This is a genomic window from Bifidobacterium phasiani (genome assembly GCF_019331775.1).
In the GTDB taxonomy this organism is placed as follows: Bacteria; Actinomycetota; Actinomycetes; order Actinomycetales; family Bifidobacteriaceae; genus Bifidobacterium; species Bifidobacterium phasiani.
In genome coordinates, this window is the sequence record NZ_JAHBBD010000003.1 from 136269 (window position 1) to 161600 (window position 25332).

Consider the following 25332-nt stretch of genomic DNA (forward strand, 5'->3'; position numbering starts at 1 on the left):
ACGCGAACGCGGCCCGATCCCCAACCGGAACCGGGCCGCGTTCGCATGGAGCCGGGCCGAATCGCGCTACGCGAACTGGCTGTTGTACAGCTTGGCGTAGGCGCCGTCGGCGGCGAGCAGCTCGCTGTGCGTGCCCTGCTCGATGATCGTGCCGTGGTCCATCACCAGGATGAGGTCCGCGTCCACGATCGTGGACAGGCGGTGCGCGATCACGAAGCTCGTGCGGCCGTGCATCAGCGTGTCCATCGCCTTGCCGATCTCCTTCTCGGTGTGCGTGTCCACGGAGGACGTCGCCTCGTCGAGGATCAGGATCTTCGGGTCGCACAGGATCACGCGGGCGATGGTCAGCAGCTGGCGCTGCCCCTGGCTGATGTTCTCCGCGTCGTTCGACAGGCGGGTGTCGTAGCCGTCGGGCAGCGTGCGCACGAAGTAGTCGACGCGGGCCATCTTGGCGGCCGCGACGATCTCCTCGCGGGTCGCGTCCGGGCGGCCGTAGGCGATGTTCTCGGCGATCGTGCCGTCGAACAGCCACGCGTCCTGCAGCACCATGCCGAAGTGCCGGCGCAGGTCCGCGCGGTCCATCCGGTGCGTGTCCACGCCGTCGAGGCGGATGTGGCCGCCGTCGATCTCGTAGAAGCGCATCAGCAGGTTGATCAGCGTCGTCTTGCCGGCGCCGGTCGCGCCGACGATGGCCGTGCGGTGGCCGGACTCGGCGGTGAACGACACGTCCTTCATCAGCAGGCGGTCGGGGTCGTAGCCGAACCTGACGTGCTCGAAGTCCACGCGGCCGTGGATCGGCTCGTCGACGTGCTCGGGCTCGGCCGGCTCGGGCTCGATCTCCTCCTCGTCCAGGATGTCGAAGACGCGCTCGACCGACGCCAGCGCCGACTGCAGGCTGTTGATCATGAACGACATCTCGGTCAGCGGCTCCGAGGCCTGGTTGATGTACTGGAAGAAGGCCTGGAACGTGCCGATCGTCAGCGAGCCGGTCAGCATGAAGAAGCCGCCGAGCACCGCGATGATGACCTGCGAGATGCGCACGATCAGGCGGATCGCCGGGTTGATCGCGTTGGTCATGAAGTCGGCGCGGCGCGAGGCGTCGGCCAGGTCCTGCGCGGCCTCGTGGATGCGCCGCGAGCTGGCGTCCTCCTGGTTGAACGCGCGGATGATCGTGCGTCCGGAGTACGCCTCCTCGACGTGGCCGGTCAGGATGCCGACGCTGCGCTGCCGTTCCGCGGCGAGCACCAGCGTCTTGTGCGCCACGAACTTGGTGACGAACGTCGTGCTGGCGGCGAACACCAGGAAGATCAGCGTGAGCCACGGGTTGATCACGAACATCATGACGAACGCGCCGATGACGTTGCCGACCGCCGTCAGCAGGCGCAGCAGACCGGTCTGCAGCACCTCGCTGGTCTTGTCGAGGTCGTTGGTCACGCGGCTGATGATGCGGCCGGGCTGGTGGGCGTCGTAGTACTTCAGCGGCAGTTTGGTGAGCTTGACGCCCACCTGGTTGCGCAGCTTGAGGTTCAGACGCTCGGCGAAGCTCGCCATCACGAAGGTCTGCGTCGAGTAGAACGCCCACTGCACGGTGTACAGCAGCAGCAGACCCATGATCTGGATGCCGCCGTCCGTCCAGGTGATCGCGAACTGCTCGCCGCCGTTCCACGCCGCCTGGATCTTGTCCCACAGCAGGTCGATCAGGTAGGCGGTGTAGATCGGGCCGGCCAGCGTCAGGATCACGTAGAACACCAGCGCCGCGGCGACGACGTACAGCCGCCAGTGCTGCTCGCGCGCGGAGTCCCACAGACGGCGGATCGTCGCCTTGAGGTCGCGCGGGACCTCAAGCTCCTCCTCGTCCGCGGCGAGGTCCGACTGGACGACCGGATCGTTCGGGGTGTCGGTGGCCGAGCCGTCGGGGTTGGCGGGGCGGGTCTCGTCCTGTTCCGTGGTCTGCTTCATCGGGTCTCCTCCTTTCCGGCGGACTGGTCGGTGGGTTGGTCGGTGGTCTGTCCGGCGGTCCGGTCGCCGGACAGGGCGGCAGGCCGCGCGTCGTCGAACTCGGCGAGGTCCTCGGCGCGCATCTGCGAGCGGGCGATGTCCTGGTAGGTCGGGCAGGTGCGCATGAGCTCCTCGTGCGTGCCGCGGCCGCGCAGGTGACCGTCCTCCAGCACGATGATCTGGTCGGCGTGCACGATCGTGCTCACGCGCTGCGCGATGATCAGCATCGCGGCGTCCTTGACCTCGATGGCCAGCGCGCGCCGCAGGGCCGCGTCGGTGGCGAAGTCGAGCGCCGAGAAGCTGTCGTCGAAGATGTACAGGTCGGCCTTCTTCGTCAGCGCGCGGGCGATGGCCAGGCGCTGGCGCTGTCCGCCCGAGAAGTTCGTGCCGCCCTGGGCCACGCGGGTGTTCAGGCCGAGCGGCAGCTCCCTGACGAAGCCGGACTGCGCGACCTCCAGCGCGTGCCACATCTCCTCCTCGGTCGCCTCCGGGTTGCCGTAGCGCAGGTTGTCGGCGATGGTGCCGGAGAACAGCCACGCCTTCTGCGGCACGTAGGCGATGTGCTCGCGCAGCTCGTGCTGGGTCATGTCCTTGACGTTCCGCCCGTGCAGCAGCACGCGGCCGTCGGTGGCGTCGAGCAGGCGCAGCATCAGACGCGCCACGGTCGACTTGCCGGAGCCGGTCGGGCCGATGATCGCCGTGGTCTGGCCGCGGCGGCACGAGAACGTCAGGTCGTGCAGCGTGTCCTCCTCGGCGTCCGGGAAGCGGAACGAGAGGTGGTTGAAGCAGGCGACCTTCGGGTTCGGGTCGTCGGCGGCGCGGGCCCGGGCCATCTCCTCCAGCGTCATCGCGGCGCCGGTCGCGGCGTCGGGCTGCGGCGCGATCTCGCGGCCGTCGTCGGTCTGGCCGACCCACGCCCGCGTCGCCTCGCGGGTCGAGGCCTCGGTCGGCCGGCCGTCGCGGATGCTCGGCGTCTTCTCGACGACGGCGCGCACGCGGCCGATGCAGATCATGGCGCGCGGCACCATCAGCGCGACGAACTGGGCCATCATGATGTAGAAGAGCACCATCATCGCGTACTCGATGAGCGCGGTGATGTCGCCGATCTGCATCGCGTGCACGCCGACGCGGTCGCCGCCCATCCAGATGACGAGCACGATGGCGATGTTCATCAGGAAGAACGTGAAGCTGTCGAGTCCTGCGAACAGGTAGTTGACGCGGATCGCGTTGTTCGCGTAGTCGGAGAACGACTTGTCGAGACGCCCGATCTCGTGGCGGTCGCGGCCGAAGGCGCGGATGACGCGCACGCCGGTGATGTTCTCGCGCAGCACCACGTTCATGCGGTCGATGAAGCTCTGCAGCTTCTCGAAGATGCCGGCCGCCTTCCACACGATGACCGCGGCGAGGGCCGACACCACGACGACGATGCCCAGCAGCAGCCAGCCCATCTGCACGTCGATCGAGAACGCCAGCGCCACGCTCATCACGAACATGATCGGCACGGGCAGCAGGATCTGCAGGCCCATCATCAGCGTCTGCTGGATCACGTTGACGTCGTTGAGCGTGCGGGTGATCATCGAGCCGGTGCCGAACTCCTTGAAGTCGCCGTCCGAGAAGCCCAGCGAGGCGTCGTAGAGCGCGTCGCGGATGTCGCGGCCCACGTTCGCGCACAGCTTCGCGCACAGCCAGCTGCCGGCCAGCGCGCCCGCGCCGGACAGCACGGTGATGGCGAGCATGACCCCGCCGTAGGTGATGATATGGTCGAGGCCGCCGTTCGTGGCGCCGACGTTGATCATCTCCGCGAGGATCGTGGGGATGAGCAGCGCGCCGGCCACATCCAGCAGCAGTGCGATGATCGTCGCCGCCAGCAGGCCCTTGTAGGGTTTGAGGAACCGTAGCAGCAGTCTCATGCGGATGTCGCTCCTTTCTTGTCTTTCTCGACTCGTTCTGCGCGGATGTCGTGGGTGCCTACGCGTGCCGTTCCGCGGGCGGCAGCGAGGCGCAGCGGTCGTCCACCGCCTGGTTGAGCAGGGCGGCGTAGCGGTTGATGACCCGCGGCAGCGTATCGCTGTCGTCCGGGCCGAGCGCGGTCAGCGCCTGCTTCTCGGCGGCCATGGCCGGCTCGATGTAGGTGTCGGTGAACCGCATGCCCTGCTCGGTCAGCGCGATCTCCTTGTCGCGCCGACTGCCGGAGGCGTAGCGCACGTCGACCAGCCCGCGTTCCTCGAGCTGGCGCAGCGTGGATGACACGGTCTGCCGGCTGTACAGCCATACCTGCGAGAGATCGTTCTGCAGCATGGGGGCGCGTGCGTCCTTCAGCGCGTACAGGATCCAGAACGCGCAGTCGGACAGCCCGCTGCGGCGGGCGATCTCGTGGTAGACGCGGTCGATTTCCTTCCAAGAGCGGTTGAACCGCTCAAGCAGCAACGAAGCGTTGTCGTCCATCGTCGTTCTCCTGTTCAGTTATGAAGCCGCCGAACCTGGCTTGGACGCACAGCACGCCGCGGTGCCTTGAGGCCGCCGCGGCGTGCTGGTTTGTCAAAGTTCGGATAATCCTTATCCATGATAATCCGGTTTCGGATAATCGCAACAGCGCGTGTGGCGCGGGGTGATTGGTCGTGTGGCGCAGACTGTGGCGGACGGGGTGAGCGTTGGTCTCGGGTCGTCGTGGCGGTGGTTGTAATCGTGTGGGCGTGGGGCGTGGTTGTGGTCGGGGCGGGGGCGTGGCGGCGATTGGGTGTGTGGTGTGGGTTGTGATGGCTGGGGCGGCGCGGATCTCGGGTCGTGGTCGGGTGCGTGGGTCGCGGTCGGGCGCGTGCCGCAGACTTTGGGGGATGGTCTGCGGAGAACGGCGCCAAATCACCAAAGCCCGCGGACCATCCCCCAAAGTCTGCGACCCCCAAACACACATTGTGCATGTGGTAATGCTGGGGATCGTGCGCTCGGAGGCGTTGCGATGGCGTCGTCGGTCTCCCAAAGACACATTGTGCATGTGGTGGTGCTGCCGGGATCGGTCGCGCTCGGCGGCACCGCAATGGCGCCGGAATCGTCCCGCCCTCGCGCTCAACACCCGCAGGAGTGGCGCACGACGAGCTCGGCGGGGATGAGGCGCAGGTCGGGTTCGGAGTCCGGGTCGATGGCGGCGTTGACGGCGTGCCTGGCGAGCGCCGCGATGTCCTGGCGCATCGTTGTGAGCTGGGGCCAGGAGTACAGCGTCTCCTCGGTGCCGTCGAACGAGACGAGCGCGATGTCCTCGGGCACGCGCAGCCCGTGCTCGTGGATCGCGCGCAGCGCGCCGATGGCCTCGAGGTCGGATGCGGCGAATACGGCGTCCGGGCGCGCGTCGGCGTCGTCGAGCAGGCGTGACGTGGCCCGGTAGGCGTCCTCTCGGGTGAAGAACGACTGGACGATCCTCCCGGTCGGCAGGCCGGCCTCCTGGTGCGCCGCGTTCCACCCCTGGAGTCGTGGGTCGGGGCTGTCGGCGGCGTCGCCGAAGAGCATGACCATGCGGCGGTAGCCGTGGCCGAGCAGGTGGGCGGTCATCGTCCGGGTGGCGTCCGCGAAGTCGGTGACCACGCTTTTCAGTCCGGGCATCGGGTAGATGCGATCCAGTGCGACGATCCGGCGGCCCTGCCGGATGAGGTCGCCGAGTTCGGCGTCGGTCTGCGCCGGGGAGAAGAACAGCGCGTCCACGCCGCGGTCGAACAGCTGGTTCACGCGGTCGCGTTCGGTGGCCGCGTCGCTGTGCGACAGGTTGAGGACCAGCGTGCGGTCGCGGCGCATGGCCTCGGCCTCGATCGCGTTGATCAGTTCGGCGAAGTGCGGATTGGTGATCTCCGGGATGATCATGCCCAGCATCTTGAGCGATCCGGTCTTCAGCGCGCGGGCGATGGTGTTGGGGCGGTAGTCGAGCTTGGCCGCGGCCTCGCGGACGCGGGCGGCCGTCGCGTCGGAGACCTTACGGTCGTTGCCGTTGAGCACGTAGCTGACGACCGCGTCCGAGACGCCGGCCAGTCTGGCGACGTCCGCGCGGGTCGATCGGCCGCCTCGTCTGTTCGTCGTGGTCGATGCCATCGTCCCTCCTCGCTGTCCGTCCGCCGTCGTCCGCCGCATCGCTGCGCGGCGGACGTGTCTGTTCGCCATCCTAGTCGCCGCCTGCGCCGCGTGGCCGTGCCGCGCGTCCGCCTGGCGGCCGGGCGCAGTGCCGTCCGGTCGCGTCTTGCCTGCCGGGCTTCTCGTCCGTCTGGTGGCCGATGCCCGACGCCGGTTCGAAATCGACGCGACGACGGTAGTTACTCCAGTAAAACAAAATATTCCCTACGGTAAAGTGCGTTACGTGCAAAACCGCTGTAAAACCAAGGAATAAAGTACAACACGCCGAAGTTGTACACAAGTAAGTTACTGGAGTAACTTATAGATACCGGGCCGCAATGATGTGGCCGGTCGGAAGCGCGGACGCTTCCGAATCATCACGAGAAAGAGGCAGCGAATGAAACGAACCCCGACGCGGATCGCCGCGGGCGTGCTCTGCTGCACGCTGGCGGTGTCCGCACTGTCGAGCTGCGGTTCCTCGGACGATCCCAACACGCTTGAGGTGATGACGGGCATGTCCACCGGCAGCGCGCAGCTGGAGGCCATGCAGACCCTCGCCGACCGCTTCGAGGAGGAGCATCCCGGCGTCACCATCAACCTGCTGCCGGGCACCACCTCCTACGAGCAGGACCTGCGCGTGCGCCTGGCCGGCAGGAACCCGCCGGACATCTGGAACACCCACGGCTGGTCGCGCGACCGGTACGCGAACTTCCTGGAACCGCTGCAGGACCGCGCGTGGGCCGACCGGCTCAACGACGTCATGGACACCTCGATGCGCGACGAGGACGGCGCGTTCTACGCCCTGCCGCTCGACATCGCGGTGACCGGCATCATCTACAACAAGGACGTGCTGCAGGAGGCCGGCGTCGACCCGCTCGCCATCGACGGCTGGGACGACTTCTCCGACGCCTGCGCGGCGGTCGCCGCCCTGGGCAAGACCTGCATCGGCGCCTCCGGCAAGGAGACCTGGACCGGCGGCAACGTCATCGACTACGCGGCGCCCGGCGTCTACACCGATGACGAGCTCGAACGGCTGCAGGACGGCGAGTTTCCCGCCGAGCCGTTCACCCAGCTCGCCGAGATGATCGCCGACTGGCGCGAGGCCGGCTACTTCAACGTCGACTACACCTCCGCCACCTCCGACGACATCGCCCGGCTCATGGCCACCGACGACCTGGCCTTCGCGTTCCAGACCAACGGCATGACCCAGACCGTGCAGCAGTACGATCCGGACGCCAACCTGGGCTTCATCGCCTTCCCGTCCCAGACCGGCGAACCGTATCTGGTCACCGGCGAGGACTACGCGCTCGGCGTCTCCAACACCAGCGCCAGCAAGGACCTCGCGCTCGAGTTCATCGACTTCGTCGCCCAGCCCGAGAACATGGCGGTATTCGCGCCGGTCGTCAACAACGCCTCGGCCTTCGACGACGTCGAGCCGTCGCTGGGCGTGGTCGCCGACAGCTACGACTACTGGGTGAACGAACGGCAGACCCGCACGATCCCGATCTTCGACCGCGTCTACCTGCCCAACGGCATGTGGAACACGATGACCACCACGGCCGACGGCCTGATCACCGGCCAGATCGACCCCGAGGGCGCCACCGAGCAGATGGAGACCTCGTTCATCAGCCTCTACCGCAAGACCGCCTGAGCGCTGCGGACATCCACGAAAGGAGCGTGACCCTATGTCATCACGGTCATCGAGCGCGACCGCCGGCCGCAAGACGCTGAGGCAGCGCCTCGCCGGCACATCCATCAACCTGTTCTACCTGCCCGCGATCATCCTGCTGGTGCTGTTCCTGCTGTACCCGCTGATCTCCGGCTTCGCCATCTCGCTGTACAGCTGGGACGGCTACAACCCGGAGAAGATCTTCGTCGGGCTCACCAACTACATGACGATCCTGCGCGACAGGAACTTCCTGACCACGCTGATCAACACGCTGATCTACGGCATCGGCTCCACGATTCTGCAGCAGGTGCTCGGCCTCGGCCTGGCGCTCATGCTCAACGCGAGGATCAAGGGCCGCAACCTGATGCGCGCGATCATCTACCTGCCCGCGCTGATCTCCGCGGTCATCATGGGCACGATGTACTACTTCATCTTCCAGTACCAGCAGGGCGCGCTCAACGCGATCCTCGTGTGGCTGGGCCTCGACCGCGTGGTGTGGTTCGAGAACTCGACGAACGCGGTGATCATCATCCTGCTGGTCAACTCGCTGCAGTACGTCGGCACGTCGATGATCATCTACCTGGCCGGCCTGCAGGGCATGGACCAGTCGGTCGTCGAGGCCGCGAGTCTGGACGGCGCCAGCGGCTGGAAGATGTTCTGGAACATCACGATGCCCGGCCTGGCCCCGGCGTTCACCACCAGCGTGGTCCTCAACCTCATCGGCGGCCTCAAGCTGTTCGATGTCATCAAGGTGCTGACCGGCGGCGGTCCGGGCTACTCGACCAACTCGGTGTCCACGTACATCAGCATCCAGTACTTCGACAATCAGAACGCGGGCTACGCGTCGGCCATCGGCGTCGTGCTGTTCGTCCTCATCGCCATCGTGACGACGCTGATGAACAAGGGCCTCGACAAGCTCAACTGGGAATCCTGAGAGGAAGCGATCGAAATGAGCACATCCAAGAACGCCGCCGCGGCCGACGGCGTGACGATCGTCGGCCGGAAGACGCGCACCCGCGGGCACTGGGCCATCTACCTGTGCCTGATCGTGTTCTGCCTCATCCAGCTCGTGCCGTTCTGGCTGGCCATCTGCCAGTCGACGAAACCCTCCGACGACATGTCGGCGACCCTCATCCCGAGGTTCAACGACATCCAGTGGAGCAACTTCACCGATGCGATCACCCAGGGCGGCGTCTTCCGCGCCATGCTCAACAGCGCCATCGTGACGCTGTTCACCACGGTGCTGGTCTGCCTGCTCGGCGCCGCCGCGGCCTACCCGCTGGCCCGCCGCCAGACCCGGGGCAACAAGCTGGTCTCCTCGGGCATCCTGGCCCTGATGATGATCCCCTCGCTGTCCATCCTGGTGCCGCTGTACTCGTTCCTTGTGCAGATCGGCGGCGTGAACTCGTACTGGGGCGTCATCCTGGTGCTCACCGCGAGCAACCTGCCGCTGTCGATCTTCCTGTACCAGGCGTTCATCAAATCCATCCCGCCCTCGATCGACGAGGCCGGCATGGTCGACGGCGCCAACAGGTTCACGGTCTTCTTCCGGCTCATCCTCCCGCTGCTCAAGCCGGTGACGGCGACCGTCGTCATCATGACCAGCGTGGGCGTGTGGAACGAATACGCGCTGTCCAGCTACCTGCTCACCGACCAGTCGATGCAGACGATCGCCCCGCGCGTCGCCTCCTTCTTCTCGGCGAACTCCAGCAACCTGGGCGTCGGCGCCGCCGCGGCGCTGATCTGCGCCCTGCCGATCGTGATCCTGTACCTGTTCCTGCAGCGGTACTTCATCGAAGGCATGGTCGCGGGCTCCGTGAAGTGACGTTCGCAGCCCGCGACCAGTGCGGATCACCGCACGGGGACCAGACGGACGGCCGTGACTCTCCCTTTCTTGCACGGCCGTCCGTCCGAGCCCACCATACGACGCCCGCGTGATAACCCGCCGGATGCGCGGCGTCGCCTCCCCTTCCGACACCAAGGAGCCACCATGCTGTTCCCCGCAACCCCCACCGCGGAGCCGACGACGCGCATCGTCCTCGCCGACGCCCGCCGCGGCGACGGTCTGCCCGCCGTCCTCGCCATCGCCCCCTGCGCCGACCCCGCGCGGCTCGCGGCGCTTCCCGTGCAGTCGCCGCGCCGCACCACGCTGCTGCCCGAGCACGCGACCGGCCGCTACGGCCGCCCTGCGCTGCGCGGCCACCGCATCCTCGCCGGCGGCCCGGGCTCCCCCGCCGCCGGACTCGACTGGACGACCCGGTTCGTCCTCGACGCCGACCCGACCGTCGACGGCGACGCGCTGACCATCCGGGCCGGCGACGCCGACGCCGGGCTGGCGCTGTGCACCCGCATCGAGGCGATGCCGGGCGGCGCCCTGCGCATCCGCCACAGCCTGACCAACACCGCCGCCGGCGACTATCTGCTCGAGGGGCTGGAGGTGGCCGTGCCGCTGCGCGACGACCAGACCGAATTCATCGACTTCACCGGCCGCCACGAGAACGAGCGGCAGCCGCAGCGCCACCGCGTCGCCGACGGGACCTGGCTGCGCGAGGGCCGCCGCGGCAAGACCGGGTTCGAGGGCGCCGAACTGATCGCCGGAACGCCGGGGTTCTCGTTCGGCTCGGGCTCCGTCATCGACGTGCAGCCGGCCTTCAGTGGCAACACGGTGCTGGGCGTCGACCGGATCGCCGAGGACGGCGCCGTCGTGTTCGCCGGCGAGCTGCTGCTGCCCGGCGAGGTCCTGCTCGCGCCGGGCGAGACCTACACGATGCCGTGGGTCGTCGTCACGGCCTCCGATCGCGGCATGGACGGGGCGATGCAGGTCCTGCACGCCTGGGAGCGGTCGCTGCCCGCGCACCCCGCCGAACAGCCGGTCACGCTCAACGTGTGGGAGGCGCTGTACTTCGACCAGCGGCCCGACGTGGTGCTTGACCTGGTCGAGCGCGCCGCGCGCCTGGGCATCGAACGCTTCGTGCTCGACGACGGGTGGTTCCACCTGCGCCGCAGCGACCACGCCGGCCTGGGCGACTGGTGGGTGGACCGCGACGTGTGGCCCGACGGTCTGCGCCCGCTCGCCGACGCCGTGCACGCGCACGGCATGCAGTTCGGCCTGTGGTTCGAACCCGAGATGGTCAACCCCGACTCCGACCTGTGCCGCGCGCACCCGGACTGGGTGCTGCGGCCGGACGGCCGGATGCCGCTGCCCTACCGACACCAGCAGGTGCTGGACCTGACCAACCCCGACGCGTTCGCGCACGTGTTCGAGGCGATCAGCGCCGTGCTCGGGGAGTGCGGCGTCGACTACGTCAAATGGGACCACAATCGCGACCTGCTCGAGGCCGGCAGCACGCCGCGCGGCGGCGCGCCCGCCGTGCACGACCATACGGTCGGCTACTACCGGCTGCTCGACGCGCTGCGCGAGCGGTTCCCCCGCATCGCCTGGGAGTCGTGCGCCTCGGGCGGCGGGCGCGTCGACCTCGGCGTCGTCGAGCACGTCTCGCGCGTGTGGACCTCCGACATGACCGACGCGCTGAGCCGGCAGCGCATCCAGCGCGGCATGGTGCAGAGCGTCGCGCCCGAATACCTCGGCGCGCACGTCTCCGCGACCACGTCGCACCAGACCGGGCGTACCTATACGCTGGCGTTCCGCGCGGCCACCGCCGTGTTCGGGGCGTTCGGCATCGAATGGGACATCCGTCAGGCCGATGCGGCCGACCTCGACGAGCTGGCGCAATGGATCGCCTGGTACAAGGCCGAGCGTGGATTCCTCCACTCCGGGCGCGTGGTGCGGCTCGACGTCGCCGACCCGGCGGTGCTCGCCCACGGCGTGGTCGCCGCGGACCGGTCGCGCGCGATCGTCGCGCATGTGCAGTACGAGGAGTCGTCGTCGAACCGCGGCGTGTGGCTGCGCGTGCCCGGCCTCGACCCCGATGCGCGGTACGCGTTGCGCTGGGCCGGGCCGCACCCCGCCGGCGACGCCTCGCGCCCCGACTGGGATCCGATCCTGCCGGGCGGGCCGCTCGGCGACGATTTCTCCACCACGATGACCGGCGCCGCGCTGGCGACCATCGGCGTGCGCATCCCCCGGTGCAGGCCCGAAACGATCCGTCTCATCGAATTCAGCCGGGTCTGATCCGATCGGCTTTGATCATCCGGGCATGGTCCGTCCGGAGCCGGCAATTCGGGCGTGGTTTGTCCGAAGCCGGCTCGTCCGGGTTTGGTTTGCCCGGGTCCGACCTGCCTGAGTCCGACCTGCCCGGGCGTGGTCCGCCCGAACGCCCCGACCGGGCGCGGCAGGTCCGCCCACCACACCAACGCATCACAAGGAGCAACCATGAACGAACCGAACGCACTGCCCGTCCGTCTGGGCGACCCCGCACGGGTCACCGTCGTCACCGAGCGCGGCACGGAACGGCTCGCCTACCACCCCGATCGCGGCGCGCGCACCACCGAAGGCGTGCACGTCGCCGTCCGCCAATCCGCCGACGGCATGCACATCGTCCTGACGGCGCCGTCCGCGGCCGTGAAATACGTTCGCGTGCGCTGGGCGCGCCCGATGCCGGTCCGCGGCCGCTACCTGGCCGACGACTGGGAGCGCAGCTACGGCACGCTCGGCTTCGAAGGCATGCGGCCGAACCGGATCATGCCGTGGTACTTCCTCGTCGCGGATGACGGCGGTGCGGACGCCGGTGTCGCGGCGGGCGACGGCGCTGCATGCGCCGGTATCGCGGGTGATATTGCCGGTGCTGACGATGCCGTCGTCGCTGTCGCCAGTGCCGGCGCGGCGGGCGCGGCCATCGTCGACGATGCCGACGGTATCGGCACCTCCGGCCGGCGCACCCCGGTCGTCGCCGGCTACGGCGTGCGGGTCCGTCCGAACGCGCTGTGCTTCTGGCAGGCCGACAGCGCCGGTCTGAGCCTCGAGATGGACGTGCGCAACGGCGGCGCCGGCGTGCGGCTGGGCGACGAACCGCTGGATCTCGCCGTCGTCGTGGCCCGTGCATACCGCGGCATCGGCACCTTCGAGGCCGCGCGCCGGTTCTGCCGGGTGATGTGCGACGATCCGCTGCTGCCCGGCGAACCGGTGTATGGCAGCAACAACTGGTATTACGCGTACGGCGTCAGCAGCGCCGACGACATCGTGCGCGACGCCGCCTACCTCGCCGCGCTGACCGAGGGCAACGCGGTCCGCCCGTATATGGTCATCGACGACGGCTGGCAGTCGAACCACCGGCTCGACGAGTACAACGGCGGGCCGTGGCGCGCCGGCAACGCGAAGTTCCCCGACATGGCCGAGCTGGCCGGGCGCATCGCCGAACAGGGCGTGCGGCCCGGCATCTGGGTGCGGCTGCTGCTCAACGAGGACCCGGCGATACCCGGGGACTGGCGGCTGCCGAACGGCTGCCTCGACCCCACGCATCCCGGCGCGCTCGCGTACATTCGCGAGGACATCGACACATTGTGCCAATGGGGGTACCGGCTGATCAAGCACGATTTCTCCACCTACGACCTGTTCGGCCGCTGGGGCTTCCAGATGAACCCGTGGATGACCGCCGAATCCGACTGGCACTACCACGACCGCTCGCTCACCGCCGCGCAGGTGGTCAAGCGGCTGTACGAGGCGATCCTGGAGGCCGCGCGACCGTACGGCGCGCTGATCCTCGGATGCAACACCATCGGCCACCTCGGCGCCGGGCTCATGCACATCGCCCGCACCGGCGACGACACCAGCGGCCTGGACTGGGAGCGCACCCGCAGGAACGGCGTCAACACCCTGGCCTTCCGGCTGCCGCAGCACAACACGTTCTTCGAGCTCGACGCCGACTGCGTGGGCGTCTCGGAGCGCATCGACTGGCGGTTCAACCGGCAGTGGGCGGATCTGGTGGCCCGCACCGGGACCTCGTTCTTCTTCTCCGCCGCGCCGCATACGATGCCCGACGCCGAGGAGCGCGACCTCATCGCCGCGCTGCGCGTCGCCGCCGAGCGGCCGTCGCGCCTGCGCCCGCTGGACTGGGAATGGACCGATTGCCCCGAGACCTGGGGCGAGGACCCGTCGGAGTCGGATGCGGACGGTGCGGTGACGGTTCACTACGACTGGTACGACGACTGCGGCATCAACTACACGACCACGCCCAAGCGCTACGCCAGTTACCTCGCCTTCGACGAGTGATCGGGAGCGTGTGTCCGGCGTCTGGGCCGCGCTGAGTGCGCCCGGTCTTCGCCGGGCGGGTGTCGGGGATGTGCCGTGGCATGGTCGCGCCACGGCACATTGTGTGGTGGCCGTCGTAAGCGTCGTGCCAGACATGCCCCGGGCAAGTCCGGATGTGTCCGACCGTGCCCGACCGTGCCCGGGAACTCATGACTGAGAAGCCCATCGCTAGGGACATGCCCGACTGGGTCCGCAGACTTTGGGGGATGGTCTGCGGAGAACGGTGCCAAGTCGCCAAAGCCCGCAGACCATCCCCCAAAGTCTGCGACCCCCAAACACACATTGTGCATGCGGGCGATGGCGTGGGCCGCCCCGCGGTGATTCGGGGCATCACCAATCTCCAAATACACATTGTGCATGATGGAAGATCAATGTTCTCGTGGTGTGGCAAGGGTATCGTCGATTTACGTCAAGGCACATTGTGCGCGTAGGGACGGCCTGCCGCTCTCGCGTCACCCCCGCCGCGTCATTCCTCCGCACCATCATGCCATCCCGTCACCGCGTCGACGCGACGGATGGTGCCGCGATTCCTGCCGATCGTGCCGCCCACCCGGCGCATCCTGACCGTTTCCGGTGAAATGGCTCTATCGACGCTGATTCGTGCCTCGACCGGTGCGCGCGCCGCGCGGCTGCGACGCCCGCCGTTCGCTTCGACCGTATCGGTGCCGGAACCCGATGATTCACAGGACAGAAGGAGGATTCGCTATGCGGTATGGCAAAGCGATCATCGTGCCGGCGTGCTGGAACGCCGATCGGCGCGCTGCACGGAAGGAGCGGGGATGAAACGATTCGTCCGTCCGATCAGCAAGAAATTCGGCGTGCTCGGCCTGGTGCTCACCGTGCTGCTCACGATCGTGCTGATCGTGGCCAACGTGGCCCTGAACCGGTACTCGAGCACCATCTCGTCCACACTCGACCTGAACGCGCAGATCGCCGACGGCGGCGATGACGAGGTCTACCAGTCGGCCCGCGACATCACCCAGGAGATCGCCGGCGAGGGCGCCACGCTGCTCAAGAACGAGAACGGCTCGCTGCCGCTCGACACCAACCAGGTCAACGTGTTTGGCTACGCCAGCGTGAACCTGGTGTACGGCGGCTCCGGCTCCGGTTCGACGTCCGGCGCGTCCTACAACGACACGCTCAAGGAGTCCTTCGAGGCCGAGGGCCTGGAGATCAACGAGGACCTGTGGGACTTCTACACCGAGAAGTCGCAGGACAGCGCCTCGTGGAACGTGTTCTCCCCCAACGGCGGCGACTACAACATCTACGACGCCAACTGCACCGAGGTCCTCGACATGATGGACTCGGCGCGCGAGTACAGCGACACGGCCGTCGTCATCTTCTCCCGCGCCGGCGGCGAGGGCGGCGACCTGCCGATGGACATGGGCGTGACCGACGAGGAGACCGGCGCCGGTCTGGTCGGCGGCGACGCGGGCAAGAGCTACCTCGAGCTGCAGGACGTGGAGCTGGAGCTGCTCGACGCCGTCGAGGAGAACTTCGACAACGTGATCGTGCTCATCAACTCCTCGCATGCGATGGAGCTGGGCTTCCTGGAGGACGACGGCGTGGACGCCGCGCTCCAGATCGCGGGTCCGGGCGCCACCGGCATGCGCGGCGTCGCCGACATCCTGCTCGGCGAGACCAACCCGAGCGGCCACCTCGTCGACACCTACGCCTACGACGTCAAGAGCGCCCCCTCCTACTACAACATGGGCGACTGCACGTACAGCGACTACGAGCAGGAGATGTCGGACAGCTACTTCTACTACGAGGAGAACATCTACACCGGCTACCGCTGGTACGAGACCGCGGCCGCCGAGAACGCCGTGGTCACGGCCGCCGACGGCACCGTCTACGACTACGCCGACTACGACTCCATCGTGCAGTATCCGTTCGGCTACGGTCTGAGCTACACGACCTTCGACTGGGATCTCGCCGACTACCGGGTCGACGGGCAGGGCGGCGAGGTCACCGCGACCGTCACCGTCACCAACACCGGCGACGTGGCGGGCAAGGACGTCGTCCAGCTGTACTACAGCGCCCCCTACATCGAGGGCGGCATCGAGAAGTCGGCGGTCAACCTCGGCGCGTTCGCCAAGACCGACCTGCTGGAGCCGGGCGAGTCGCAGGACGTCGAGCTCACGATGACCTTCGACGACATGGCCTCGTTCGACTGGGACGGCGTCGGCGCGTACGTCATGGACACGGGCACGTACACCTTCACCCTGCGGACGGACTCGCACACCGTCAAGAACGACGGCGGCACGTTCACCTACGAGCTGGCCGACACGATCATCTACAACGACGAGAACGACGGCAAGCGCTCCACCGACGAGGTCGCCGCGGTCAGCCAGCAGGAGTTCGCCGACGCGGGCACGCTGGAGACCAACATGACCTACCTGTCGCGCGCCGACTTCGCCGGCACCTTCCCGAAGGTCGAGCGCCGGCTGAACCCGACCGAGATCCCCGACGAGGTGCGTGCGCGCCTCGAGGCCAACGGCCCGGGCTCCACCGTCCTCGAGACCGTCGACACCGACGTGGACACGCCGGTCACCGACGCGGACAACGGCCTGAGCGTCGACGACCTGGCCGGCGTCGACTACGACGACGAGCAGTGGGACCTGCTGGTGCAGCAGATGAGCGTCGACGAGCTGATCGAGCTGACCGGCAACGCCGGCTGGCAGACCTCCGCCATCGAGTCGGTCGGCAAGAAGGCCACCACCGACATCGACGGCCCGCAGGGCCTCAACGGCTTCAACTTCAGCGGCACCAAGATGAACAGCTACGCCTCCGAGGTGCTCATGGGCATGACGTGGAACTGCGACCTGGTCAACGAGATGGGCTCCATCTACGCGCAGGAGGCGCTCTCCTGGGGCGTGGTGGGCCTCTACGCCCCGGCCATGAACACGCACCGCTCCCCGTTCGGCGGCCGCAACTTCGAGTACTTCGCCGAGGATCCGACGCTCGCCGGCCTGCTGGCGGCGGCCGAGGTCGGCGGCATGCAGGGCGAGGGCGTGTACGTCTACGCCAAGCACTACCTGCTCAACACGCAGGACACGAACCGCGACGGCGCCGCCAACTGGTGCAACGAGCAGGCCCTGCGCGAGATCTACGCCCGCCCGTTCGAGCTGGCCATCAAGCTGGCCGACTGCACCGGCCTGATGACCGAGCTGAGCCGCATCGGCACCTCCTGGAGCTCCGCCACCTACGCGCTGTGCACCGAGATGCCGCGCGAGGAATGGGGCTTCACCGGCAAGATCATCACCGACGGCGTGGGCCCCGGCGGTGACTACTACATGCTGCCGGACTACGCGATCGCGGCCGGCAACGACATGATGCTGACCCGCGCCAGCGGCGACTGCGGCTACACCGACATCACGCTCGACAGCGACTACGGCATCGCCCAGATGCAGAAGGCCGCGAAGAACATCCTGTACGTGTACGCCAACAGCAAGGCCTCCGAGGTGAGCGGCATGTACGACGTGAACTGGGAGTGGGCGTGGGTCGCCGGCGACATCGTGCTCGTCGCGCTCGCCGTGCTCCTGTTCGTCGCCCTGCCGGTCCGCGCCTGGTGCGTGCCCGCCAAGAACAACACGGAAAGGTCCGGACGATGAACACGACGTATCAGCGACTCAAGGAATCCCCGGTCATCAACCTCGTCTGGCTGCTGCTGATCGTGGCCAGCGCCTCGATCGGCATCGTCACCGGCGTCATCTACGTGCTCGCCGCGACGAACGTGCAGATCCTGAGCTGGTCGATCGGCTACATCCTGACCTCCGGGACGAACGAGGCCATCATGGGCCCCTGCCTGGCGGCGTTCGTCGTCAGCCTGGTGGTGTTCGTGCTCTGCATGTGCAAGAACGTCCTGCTCCGGGCGCTGTCGAAGTGACCCGGTAGCCGGCGACCCGGGCCGGTCCCGTCCGCGCGAGCCATCCGCGGCCGGCGGGGCCGGACCCGGCCCACCGCACGCGGGGCGGGCCTGATGCCCAGGGCCCGCCCTCCGCCAGGGCGTCGATGCGATCGGTCCGGCACCTCCTCCTCATCCGCCGCCGTCCGGTCGATGCCCGTTCTGTCATGGGGCGGTCCCGCGCAGGGACCGCCCCATCGTCGTACCCGGGCCTCCCGCCGGGCGCGCGGTCACGCCGCGGACGCGACCGGGATCAGCACCTGCAGCGTGAACGACTCGTCGGCGACGCGGATATCCATCGTGCCGCCGTACTTCTCGGCGGTGTACCGGATGCCGCGCAGCCCGTAGCCGTGGTAGCCGCGGTCCTGGGTCTTGGTGGTGACGGGCAGCCCGTCTACCAGCTCGACCGGCCGGTCGCAGTAGTTGCGCACGCCGATGATCAGAAACCCCCGCTCCTGGCGCACCGACACCTGGATGATGCGCTTGTCCTCGTCCTCCTGCCGCATCACGCTTTCGATGGCGTTGTCGAGCGCGTTGCCGAACAGCGCGTACAGATCGGTCTGCTCGATGAACCCCAGCCCCGAGCCGTCCGCCATGCACGTCATCGTGATGTGGTGCGCTTCGCAGTACAGGCTTTTCTCGGTCAGCACCACGTCCAACACCTGGTTGCCGGTCTTGACGGCGGAGTCGTAGATCATCACCGAGCGCTCGACCTCGCCGAGCCGGCGGTCGATTTCCGCGTCGTCGTGCATCATGCGGAAGGCCGCCAGCTGGTACTTGAGGTCATGGCATTTGCGGTTGATGATCTCGATGGTCTCCTTGGCCACCTCGTACTGGCCCTGCTTGCTGCGCCATAGCTGGCGGACCGTGTCGAGCTCCATCTGCGTGCGCTGCCGTCGTTCGATGTCGTTCTGCAGGTACAGCGTCAGCAGGCTCAGCGCGCCGATGAGCAGGCGGAACGTCGGGACCATGTACGAATGGCCGCTGGAACCGATGAGCAGGAAGATCAGCTGGTAGTTCGACAGCAGCAGAAAGATCGCCCCGACGCAGACCGCAAACACGAGCTTGCGCCGGCCGATGCGATGGGATCCCGTGGTCTGCAGCCAAGGCCCGAGCCTGCGCCGGCAGAGGGCGTACGCCGCCGCGCACACGGCGGCGGTCAGCGCCAGCCGGCAGATGACGCGCCACGGGTCGGGCAGGAGCATCGTCGCCAGGTCGACGAGCTCCGACAGCATCGACGCGCCGATCTGCGCCCATATCGCCGCGTAGATCCCCGGGGCCGGCGCCATGCGGCAGACCGTCAGCGCGAACACGGCGACCATCAGCTGGGACAGCGGCGCCTCCACCGCCGTGGAGGCGGTGTCGAAGTCCACGATCAGCATGTCGATGGCGCAGGCGACGGCCAGCATCACGGCCGCCGTCGCCATGGCGGCCGCGATGCGGCCCCGCGAGGGCCGCCGGTCCGAGACGCCCAGCGCCGCCACCATGACCAGGCCGCACGCCAGCATCATGGGCATGTTCAGCGTCTCACTCATCGGTTGCCTCCGTAGTATGCGGACAGTGCGGCCATGAACTCCTTGTACCGCTGCCTGCTGATGGGCACGCGGTCGTCGCCGACGACGGCCTCGCGCTCTTCGGTGATGCCGCCGACGTGGGCGAGGTTGACCAGATAGCTGACGTTGCACCGCACGAAGGCCGGGTCGTCGATCATCGCCTCGATGCCGTTCATCGAGGACCGGAAGCGCAGCACGCCGGTGATCGTGTGGACGAGGATGTTGTGCCGTCGGCTCTCCACGTAGCGGATGTCCGCCAACGGGACCCGCGCGGTGCCGCCGCCGTCGGGGAGCAGCACCGCGCGGCCGGTCCGCGCGCGGCTGCGGCCGATCTGCTCGATGGCGCTCTGCAGCTCCAGCGACAGTCCGTAGTAGTTGACGGGCTTGAGCACGTAGGCGCGGGCGTGCACGGTGTACCCCTGCAGCGCGTACTGCGCCATGTTGGTGATGAAGATGATGACGACGTCGGCGTCGGTCCTGCGGATGCTCCGCGCCGCCGTAATGCCGTCCATGTCGGGCATCTCGATGTCCAGGAGGATGATGTCGTAGCGTGGCGTGTAATGCTCGGCTATCGCGGCGCCGTCGCCGAACGTCTCGTACTCGATCCGGACGCCATGCTCGCTTGAGAAGCGGTCGAGGCATCGAGCGATCGACTGCGCGCACTCCGCGTCGTCCTCGACTATCGCTATCCGAACCACGCCATCATGGTACCAGCCGCGGATTGGAGAGATGCGCGGCCCGCGGAACCGCCACATGGCCCGAAACGGGAACGCCGCGCACCCGAGCGCGGGTGCGCGGCGTTCCCGATGAGCGGAAGGCGCGGATCAGCCGGTGTTCTGCAGGCCGGCCGCGACGCCGGACACGGTGCACAGGATCAGGTAGATGAACCCGGCCTGCTGGCTCTGGCTCAGCTCCTCCTTGTCCACGCGGCGGCGCAGCGACTTGAGCGCGAGCACCTGTGTGACCGACAGCGCGTCCACGTACGGCGAACGGATGCGGATCGCCTGGCCGAGCACGTGGCGGTGCTCCAGCGGCCACTTGTCGCCGACGATGTCGAGCACCCACTTGCGGGTGAGCTCCATCTCGCCGAGCACCTTCTCGTTGAGGTCTTCGCGGTCGTCCAGCGCCAGGTACATCCTGGCGATGCGCTCGTCGGTCTTGGCGATCGACATCTCGATGTTGTCGATGAACGTCGAGAACAGCGGCCACTCCCGGTACGCCTGGCGCAGCGTGTCCAGGTCGCCGAACTGCTCGCAGGCGGTGCCCAGGCCGTACCAGGCGGCCAGGTTGATGCGCGCCTGCGCCCAGGCGAACACCCACGGGATGGTGCGCAGGTCGTCGAGCGACTTGGCGCCCAGGCCGCGCTTCGCCGGGCGCGAGCCGATCGGCAGCAGGCCCACCTCGGTCAGCGGCGTGACGATCGAGAACCACGGGGCGAACCCGTCGGTGTGGATCAGGTCGAGGAAGCGCTCGTGCGAGGAGTCGTTGAGCTGCGCGGTCATGTCCGCGTACTTCTCGGTCATCTCGGTGTTCGTCTTCTCGATGCTCGGCGCGGACTGCAGCAGCGTGGCGGCCGCGACCGACTCGATGTGGCGGATCGCCAGCACCGGGTTGCCGTACCGGGCGAAGATGACCTCGCCCTGCTCGGTGAGCTTGAAACGGCAGTTGACGGAGCCCTTCGGCTGGGCGAGCACCGCGCGGTTCGCGGGGCCGCCGCCGCGGCCGACTGCGCCGCCGCGGCCGTGGAACAGCGTCAGGTCGATGTTGTTCTCCTCCGCCCACGCCACGATGTTCATCTCGGCCTGGTGCAGCGCGAAGATCGACGAGGTCGGGCCGGCGTCCTTCGAGGAGTCGGAGTAGCCGAGCATGACCTCCATCTTGCCGCCGGTGGCCTTGAGGCGTTCCTGCATCTCCGGGATCTTGATGATCTCGTCGAGCACGTTCACCGAGTTCTGCAGGTCCTCGAGCTGCTCGAACAGCGGGATCACGTCGATGACGGGCACGTCCTTCGGGTTCGAGAACGCGAGGCGGTTCAGCTCGTACACGTCGCGCACGTTCTGCGCCGACTTGGTGAACGAGATGATGTACCGGCCGGCGGCCTTCAGGCCGTTGCGCTTCTGGATCGAGCCGAGGGCGCGGAAGGTGTCGAGCACCTCCTGGGTCATCGGCTGCAGCGGGCCGCGCTCGCCGTGCAGGCCGTGCTGGCGGATGTCCTCCAGCGCGCGCGAATGCACGACCGAATGCTGGCGGAACTCCATCTCGACCATGTGGAAGCCGAAGGTCTCGGCCTGCCAGATCAGGTCCTGCAGCGGGCCGTACGCGGAGCGCGCGGCGCCCGCGGCGGCCAGCGACCGCTGGACGACCTTGAGGTCGGCGATGAAGTCGTCGCAGCTGTGGTACATGAGGTCCGCGTCGCGGGCGATCGTGTAGTGCAGGCGGTCGGCCATCACCAGCATGACGGCGCGGTGCGGCTCCTTGGCCGACAGCAGGTCGGCCTGGTCGGTCAGCCGCTCGCTCATCTCCTTCTGGCGCGTCCACAGGTGCTTGAGCTCCTCGCTCGGCGGGGTGGACTGCGTGTCCATCGTCAGGTTGCGGCCGACGGTGCGCGTCGCCCCCTCGAGCGCGGCGATCACGTGGTCGCTGAAGTTGCGCGCCACCTGGCGGCTCACCTTGGCGGTGACGTTCGGGTTGCCGTCGCGGTCGGAGCCGATCCAGCTGCCCGGGTGGAAGAACGCGGGGCAGGCCGGCTCCACGAGCCCGGCCTTGTCGCCCAGCAGCCAGTCGTCGAAGCGGCGGTAGACCTGCGGGATGGCGTGGAACAGCGTGTTGTCGAAGATGTCGAGGATCGTGTTCGCCTCCTCGACCGGCGTCGGCTTGCGGTGCTCGATCGGCGAGGTGCGGAACAGGGCGTCGATCTCGTTGAACAGGCGGCGGTAGTTCTCGCGCTTCTCCGAGCCGCCGAGGTGGTCGTGCACGCTCAGCAGGTCGGCGATGCGGCGGATCTTGCCTTCGACGGCCTTGCGGCGGGCCTCGGTCGGGTGCGCGGTGAACACCGGGTGGAACTCCAGCTTGTCCAGCAGCGCCTTGGCCTTGGCCGGGCCCATCTCGGTGATCAGCTGGTGGTACGCGACCGTCAGCTCGTTGACCGGGTCGACCGCCTGGTTCTCGTCGACCTCGGACTCGCGCTGGCGCAGCACGGAGACGCGGTAGTTCTCCTCGCACAGGTTCGCCAGGTGGAAGTAGGTGGTGAACGCGCGCGACAACAGCTGGGCGTCGTTCAGGTTCATGTTGTCGATGACCTCGACCGCCTTCTGCAGCCCGTCGTTCTCCGGGTCGGGGTCGGTCATCGCGCCGGCGAAGTGCTCCGCGCTGGCCTCCACGGCGTAGGTGCGCACCGTGTCGAAGGTGGCGAGCAGCTTGGGGTCGAACTCGTCGAGCACCTCGCGCAGGATCTGCAGGCACAGCTCCATGTTGTGCTCCAGCGAGGTCGGCATGGTCTGCTGGCCTTCGCCGGCGCCCGTCGGCGTGGCCTGCACGGCCCCGTCGGCGGCGTTGCTTTCGTGTTGTATTGTCACATCAACCTCCTCTGCCGGTCTGCACGGTTGCTCGGTCATTCCGTCATCCGCGGCTCCTCCGCGGTTGTGTTGACGGAAAGTTGCGAACCCAAAGCCGTCGGATCCGGCGGTTGTCCCGATTATTCTACGACCTGTATGTGCGCGTATGTTACGAACGGGCCGCATATCGTACGGCATGGCGGGCGGTGTCGCGTGGCGGCGGCGGCCGGCCGGCGCGCCGTCGCCGCTGCGGCATGGATGATGATGAAACGTTGCGGCACGCGGAACCATGCGGTTTCCCGCGGCCCGGCGGCGGTCCGGGGCAGGCCGTGCGGTACTACTGGAAGGGTGAGATTCGGCCGAAAGCAGAACGACGGCACCGCCACCGCCGTCACCAAGTACCATACCCACTCCATCCCGCTGGATATGGAGGACATCGAACGCGATTGGGACAAACCGATTCTCGAGGCGGGCATCGCGGCGAAGTCCAGCGTCATCGTGCGCGTCGGCATGCTCGACCTGAGCGCGGGCACCGGAAGCTTCCGCGTGCGCGAGATGATGCACCGCATCGCCTATCCGCTGGGCGTGCACGTGCGCGCCGACGTGAACCTCACCGACATCGCCGCCGCGTGCACCGACGGCAAGGAGCGCATCACCGAGGTCATCGACCTGCCGACCACGGGCGTGAACACCGAACGCATCTGGCTGCTGGAGCATTTCGCCGACTGGTTCAACACGAACCTCGGCAAGGGGTCGATGTACCACGCCACGGCGGCCGTCTCGGAGGAGGTCGTCGAGCATCTGGACGCGCCGGGGGCCGACGCCTCGGTGCTGCGCGCCGTCGAGCGCGACCTCGAGCGCGAGATGGGGCATGAGACGCCGCTTGGGCCGGGCGACGCATCGAACCAGGACGCGACGCCCGGCGTCGGCCGTGCACGCGACGATGTGGACGGCGCGCAGCGGGACGACGCGCGTGATGCGGTCCGGAACGCCGCGCAGGCCCATGCGGGCGAGGGGTCGCAGGACGGCGCGCGTCGCGCCGCGCGTCCCGCCTGCCCGAGGCGTCGCCGTCGCATGCGCATGCCGCTGTCCGACCGCTACGCCGTGCACTTCGCGCATATGGCCGGCGCCTCCGTGCCCGGCGGCATCGGCCCGGGCCTGACCGTCAAGCAGGTGCATGAGCGTCTGGATCTCATCGAGCACCGCGCCCCCCTGTACCCGGCGTGGTTCTCCGGGCTGTGCGCCGCGCTGGCGTGCGCCTCGTTCGTGTTCCTGCTCGGCGGCGGCGTGTACGACATGGTCGGCGCGTTCTTCGGCGCCGGCATCGGCCAATGGCTGCGTCGGCGGCTGCTGGCCAAGCATCTCAACCAGTTCTTCGTCACCTTCGTGTGCGTGTGCGTGGCCGCGCTGATCTGCGTCGGGGCGCTGCGTCTGATCGGGCTGGTCGATCCGGTGGCCCTGCAGCACGACACCGCCTACATCGGCGCGATCCTGTTCGTGATCCCCGGATTCCCGCTGATCACCGGCGGGCTGGACCTGGCGAAGATCGACTTCCCGTCGGGCATCCAACGCCTCGCCTACACCCTGACCATCATTCTGATGGCCACGCTGGCGGCCTGGATGGTGGCGTCCACCGTGCAGCTGCATCCGGAGGGGTTCGAGCCGCTCGGCCTCGATCCGGCGGTGAACAACTGCCTGCGCTTCGTCGCCGCCTTCGTGGGCGTGTGGGGGTTCTCGGTGCTGTTCAACTCCCCGCAGCGCATGTGCTTCGTCGCCGCGCTGATCGGCGCCGCCACGGACACGCTGCGTCTGATCGCGGTGGATTACGGTCTGTCGGCGGAGCTCGGCGCCTTCCTCGGCGCGTTGCTGGCCGGGCTGCTCGCCTCGGCCTGGCGCTCGTCGGTGCGCCGCGGCTGGCTGCCGCCGCATCTGGACTATCCGCGCATCTGCCTGACCGTGCCGTCGATCGTCATCATGGTGCCGGGTATGTATATGTATCAGGCCATGTTCTACCTGGGGCAGTTCGATACGCAGCTCGCCCTCGACTGGGTGTTCCGGGCGTTCATGGTGATCGTCTGCCTGCCCATCGGACTGGCGATGGCGCGCGTTATCACGGACAAGTCCTGGCGCTACGACGTCTGATCCCCGGGCGCCGCCATACGGCGCTGCGCCGGGCCTGGTCCTGTGGGGCGGGTCTGATCCTGCGAGGCCCGGGCCGCGGCCGGCGAGACCGATATCGTACGCCCGGGCCGGTGTGGTGCCGCCGCAAGTATGATTGACGGAATAATCATCAATGCGTGTGCCCGGGCAGGTGTGATGCCGTCGCATCAGGGGGCATTGCACAATGTGCG

At 68.0% G+C, this 25332-nt stretch carries 14 protein-coding genes and 1 pseudogene; 8 read left to right on the forward strand and 7 right to left on the reverse strand.

What is annotated here, in order from left to right; translation table 11 throughout:
• Window positions 1–66 precede the first annotated feature (66 nt).
• The 4 genes from KIH73_RS02390 to KIH73_RS02405 all read right to left on the reverse strand — a co-directional run bounded on the left by KIH73_RS02390 (window position 67) and on the right by KIH73_RS02405 (window position 6072).
• Window positions 67–1959 (reverse strand): ABC transporter ATP-binding protein, encoded by a 1893-nt coding sequence (locus KIH73_RS02390; protein WP_219080154.1) that lies wholly within the window; start codon window positions 1957–1959, stop codon window positions 67–69.
• A complete protein-coding gene (locus KIH73_RS02395; RefSeq protein WP_219080156.1) occupies window positions 1956–3908 on the reverse strand; it encodes an ABC transporter ATP-binding protein in 1953 nt (650 codons plus the stop codon). The genes KIH73_RS02390 and KIH73_RS02395 overlap by 4 nt, the downstream gene beginning before the upstream one ends.
• Window positions 3909–3966: 58 nt before the next feature.
• The gene (locus KIH73_RS02400; protein ID WP_219080158.1) at window positions 3967–4443 is read right to left on the reverse strand and encodes a MarR family winged helix-turn-helix transcriptional regulator; all 477 of its coding nucleotides are present in this window, start codon (window positions 4441–4443) and stop codon (window positions 3967–3969) included.
• A 618-nt stretch (window positions 4444–5061) separates the two neighbouring features.
• Complete coding sequence (locus KIH73_RS02405; RefSeq protein WP_219080160.1) at window positions 5062–6072, reverse strand: LacI family DNA-binding transcriptional regulator; 1011 nt, start codon at window positions 6070–6072, stop codon at window positions 5062–5064.
• Window positions 6073–6487: 415 nt separating this feature from the next.
• Here KIH73_RS02405 and KIH73_RS02410 point away from each other — a divergent pair, with 415 nt between their 5' ends.
• The 7 genes from KIH73_RS02410 (at window position 6488) to KIH73_RS02440 (ending at window position 17856) form a co-directional block, all read left to right on the forward strand.
• Complete coding sequence (locus tag KIH73_RS02410) at window positions 6488–7741, forward strand: ABC transporter substrate-binding protein (RefSeq protein WP_219080162.1); 1254 nt, start codon at window positions 6488–6490, stop codon at window positions 7739–7741.
• A gap of 34 nt (window positions 7742–7775) precedes the next feature.
• Window positions 7776–8693, forward strand: a complete 918-nt coding sequence (locus tag KIH73_RS02415) for a carbohydrate ABC transporter permease (RefSeq protein ID WP_219080164.1) — start codon at window positions 7776–7778, stop codon at window positions 8691–8693.
• Window positions 8694–8708: 15 nt separating this feature from the next.
• On the forward strand, window positions 8709–9584 hold the full coding sequence (locus tag KIH73_RS02420; protein WP_219080166.1) for a carbohydrate ABC transporter permease: 876 nt from the start codon (window positions 8709–8711) through the stop codon (window positions 9582–9584).
• A gap of 165 nt (window positions 9585–9749) precedes the next feature.
• Entirely contained in the window at window positions 9750–11891 is a 2142-nt protein-coding gene (locus KIH73_RS02425; RefSeq protein ID WP_219080168.1) for an alpha-galactosidase, read from the forward strand.
• 201 nt (window positions 11892–12092) lie between these two features.
• Window positions 12093–13928, forward strand: coding sequence for a glycoside hydrolase family 36 protein (locus tag KIH73_RS02430; RefSeq protein ID WP_219080170.1), 1836 nt, complete (start codon window positions 12093–12095; stop codon window positions 13926–13928).
• Window positions 13929–14746: 818 nt separating this feature from the next.
• Window positions 14747–17581 (forward strand): beta-glucosidase, encoded by a 2835-nt coding sequence (locus KIH73_RS02435; protein ID WP_219080172.1) that lies wholly within the window; start codon window positions 14747–14749, stop codon window positions 17579–17581.
• Window positions 17578–17856, forward strand: a complete 279-nt coding sequence (locus tag KIH73_RS02440) for a hypothetical protein (protein ID WP_219080174.1) — start codon at window positions 17578–17580, stop codon at window positions 17854–17856. The genes KIH73_RS02435 and KIH73_RS02440 overlap by 4 nt, the downstream gene beginning before the upstream one ends.
• Window positions 17857–18104: 248 nt before the next feature.
• On the opposite strand, the gene KIH73_RS02445 is transcribed toward KIH73_RS02440, so the two are convergent.
• From KIH73_RS02445 to KIH73_RS02455, 3 genes and pseudogenes are all read right to left on the reverse strand, one after another.
• A complete protein-coding gene (locus KIH73_RS02445) occupies window positions 18105–19409 on the reverse strand; it encodes an ATP-binding protein (protein WP_219080176.1) in 1305 nt (434 codons plus the stop codon).
• Window positions 19406–20125: a LytR/AlgR family response regulator transcription factor gene (locus KIH73_RS02450; protein ID WP_338023930.1), complete on the reverse strand. Its 720-nt coding sequence runs from the start codon at window positions 20123–20125 to the stop codon at window positions 19406–19408. The genes KIH73_RS02445 and KIH73_RS02450 overlap by 4 nt, the downstream gene beginning before the upstream one ends.
• A gap of 126 nt (window positions 20126–20251) precedes the next feature.
• Window positions 20252–22918: pseudogene (locus tag KIH73_RS02455) on the reverse strand (phosphoenolpyruvate carboxylase); the annotation flags it as partial.
• A 411-nt stretch (window positions 22919–23329) separates the two neighbouring features.
• On the opposite strand from KIH73_RS02455, the gene KIH73_RS02460 reads away from it, so the two are divergent.
• Window positions 23330–25123 (forward strand): threonine/serine exporter family protein, encoded by a 1794-nt coding sequence (locus KIH73_RS02460; protein ID WP_338023931.1) that lies wholly within the window; start codon window positions 23330–23332, stop codon window positions 25121–25123.
• Window positions 25124–25332 lie beyond the last annotated feature (209 nt).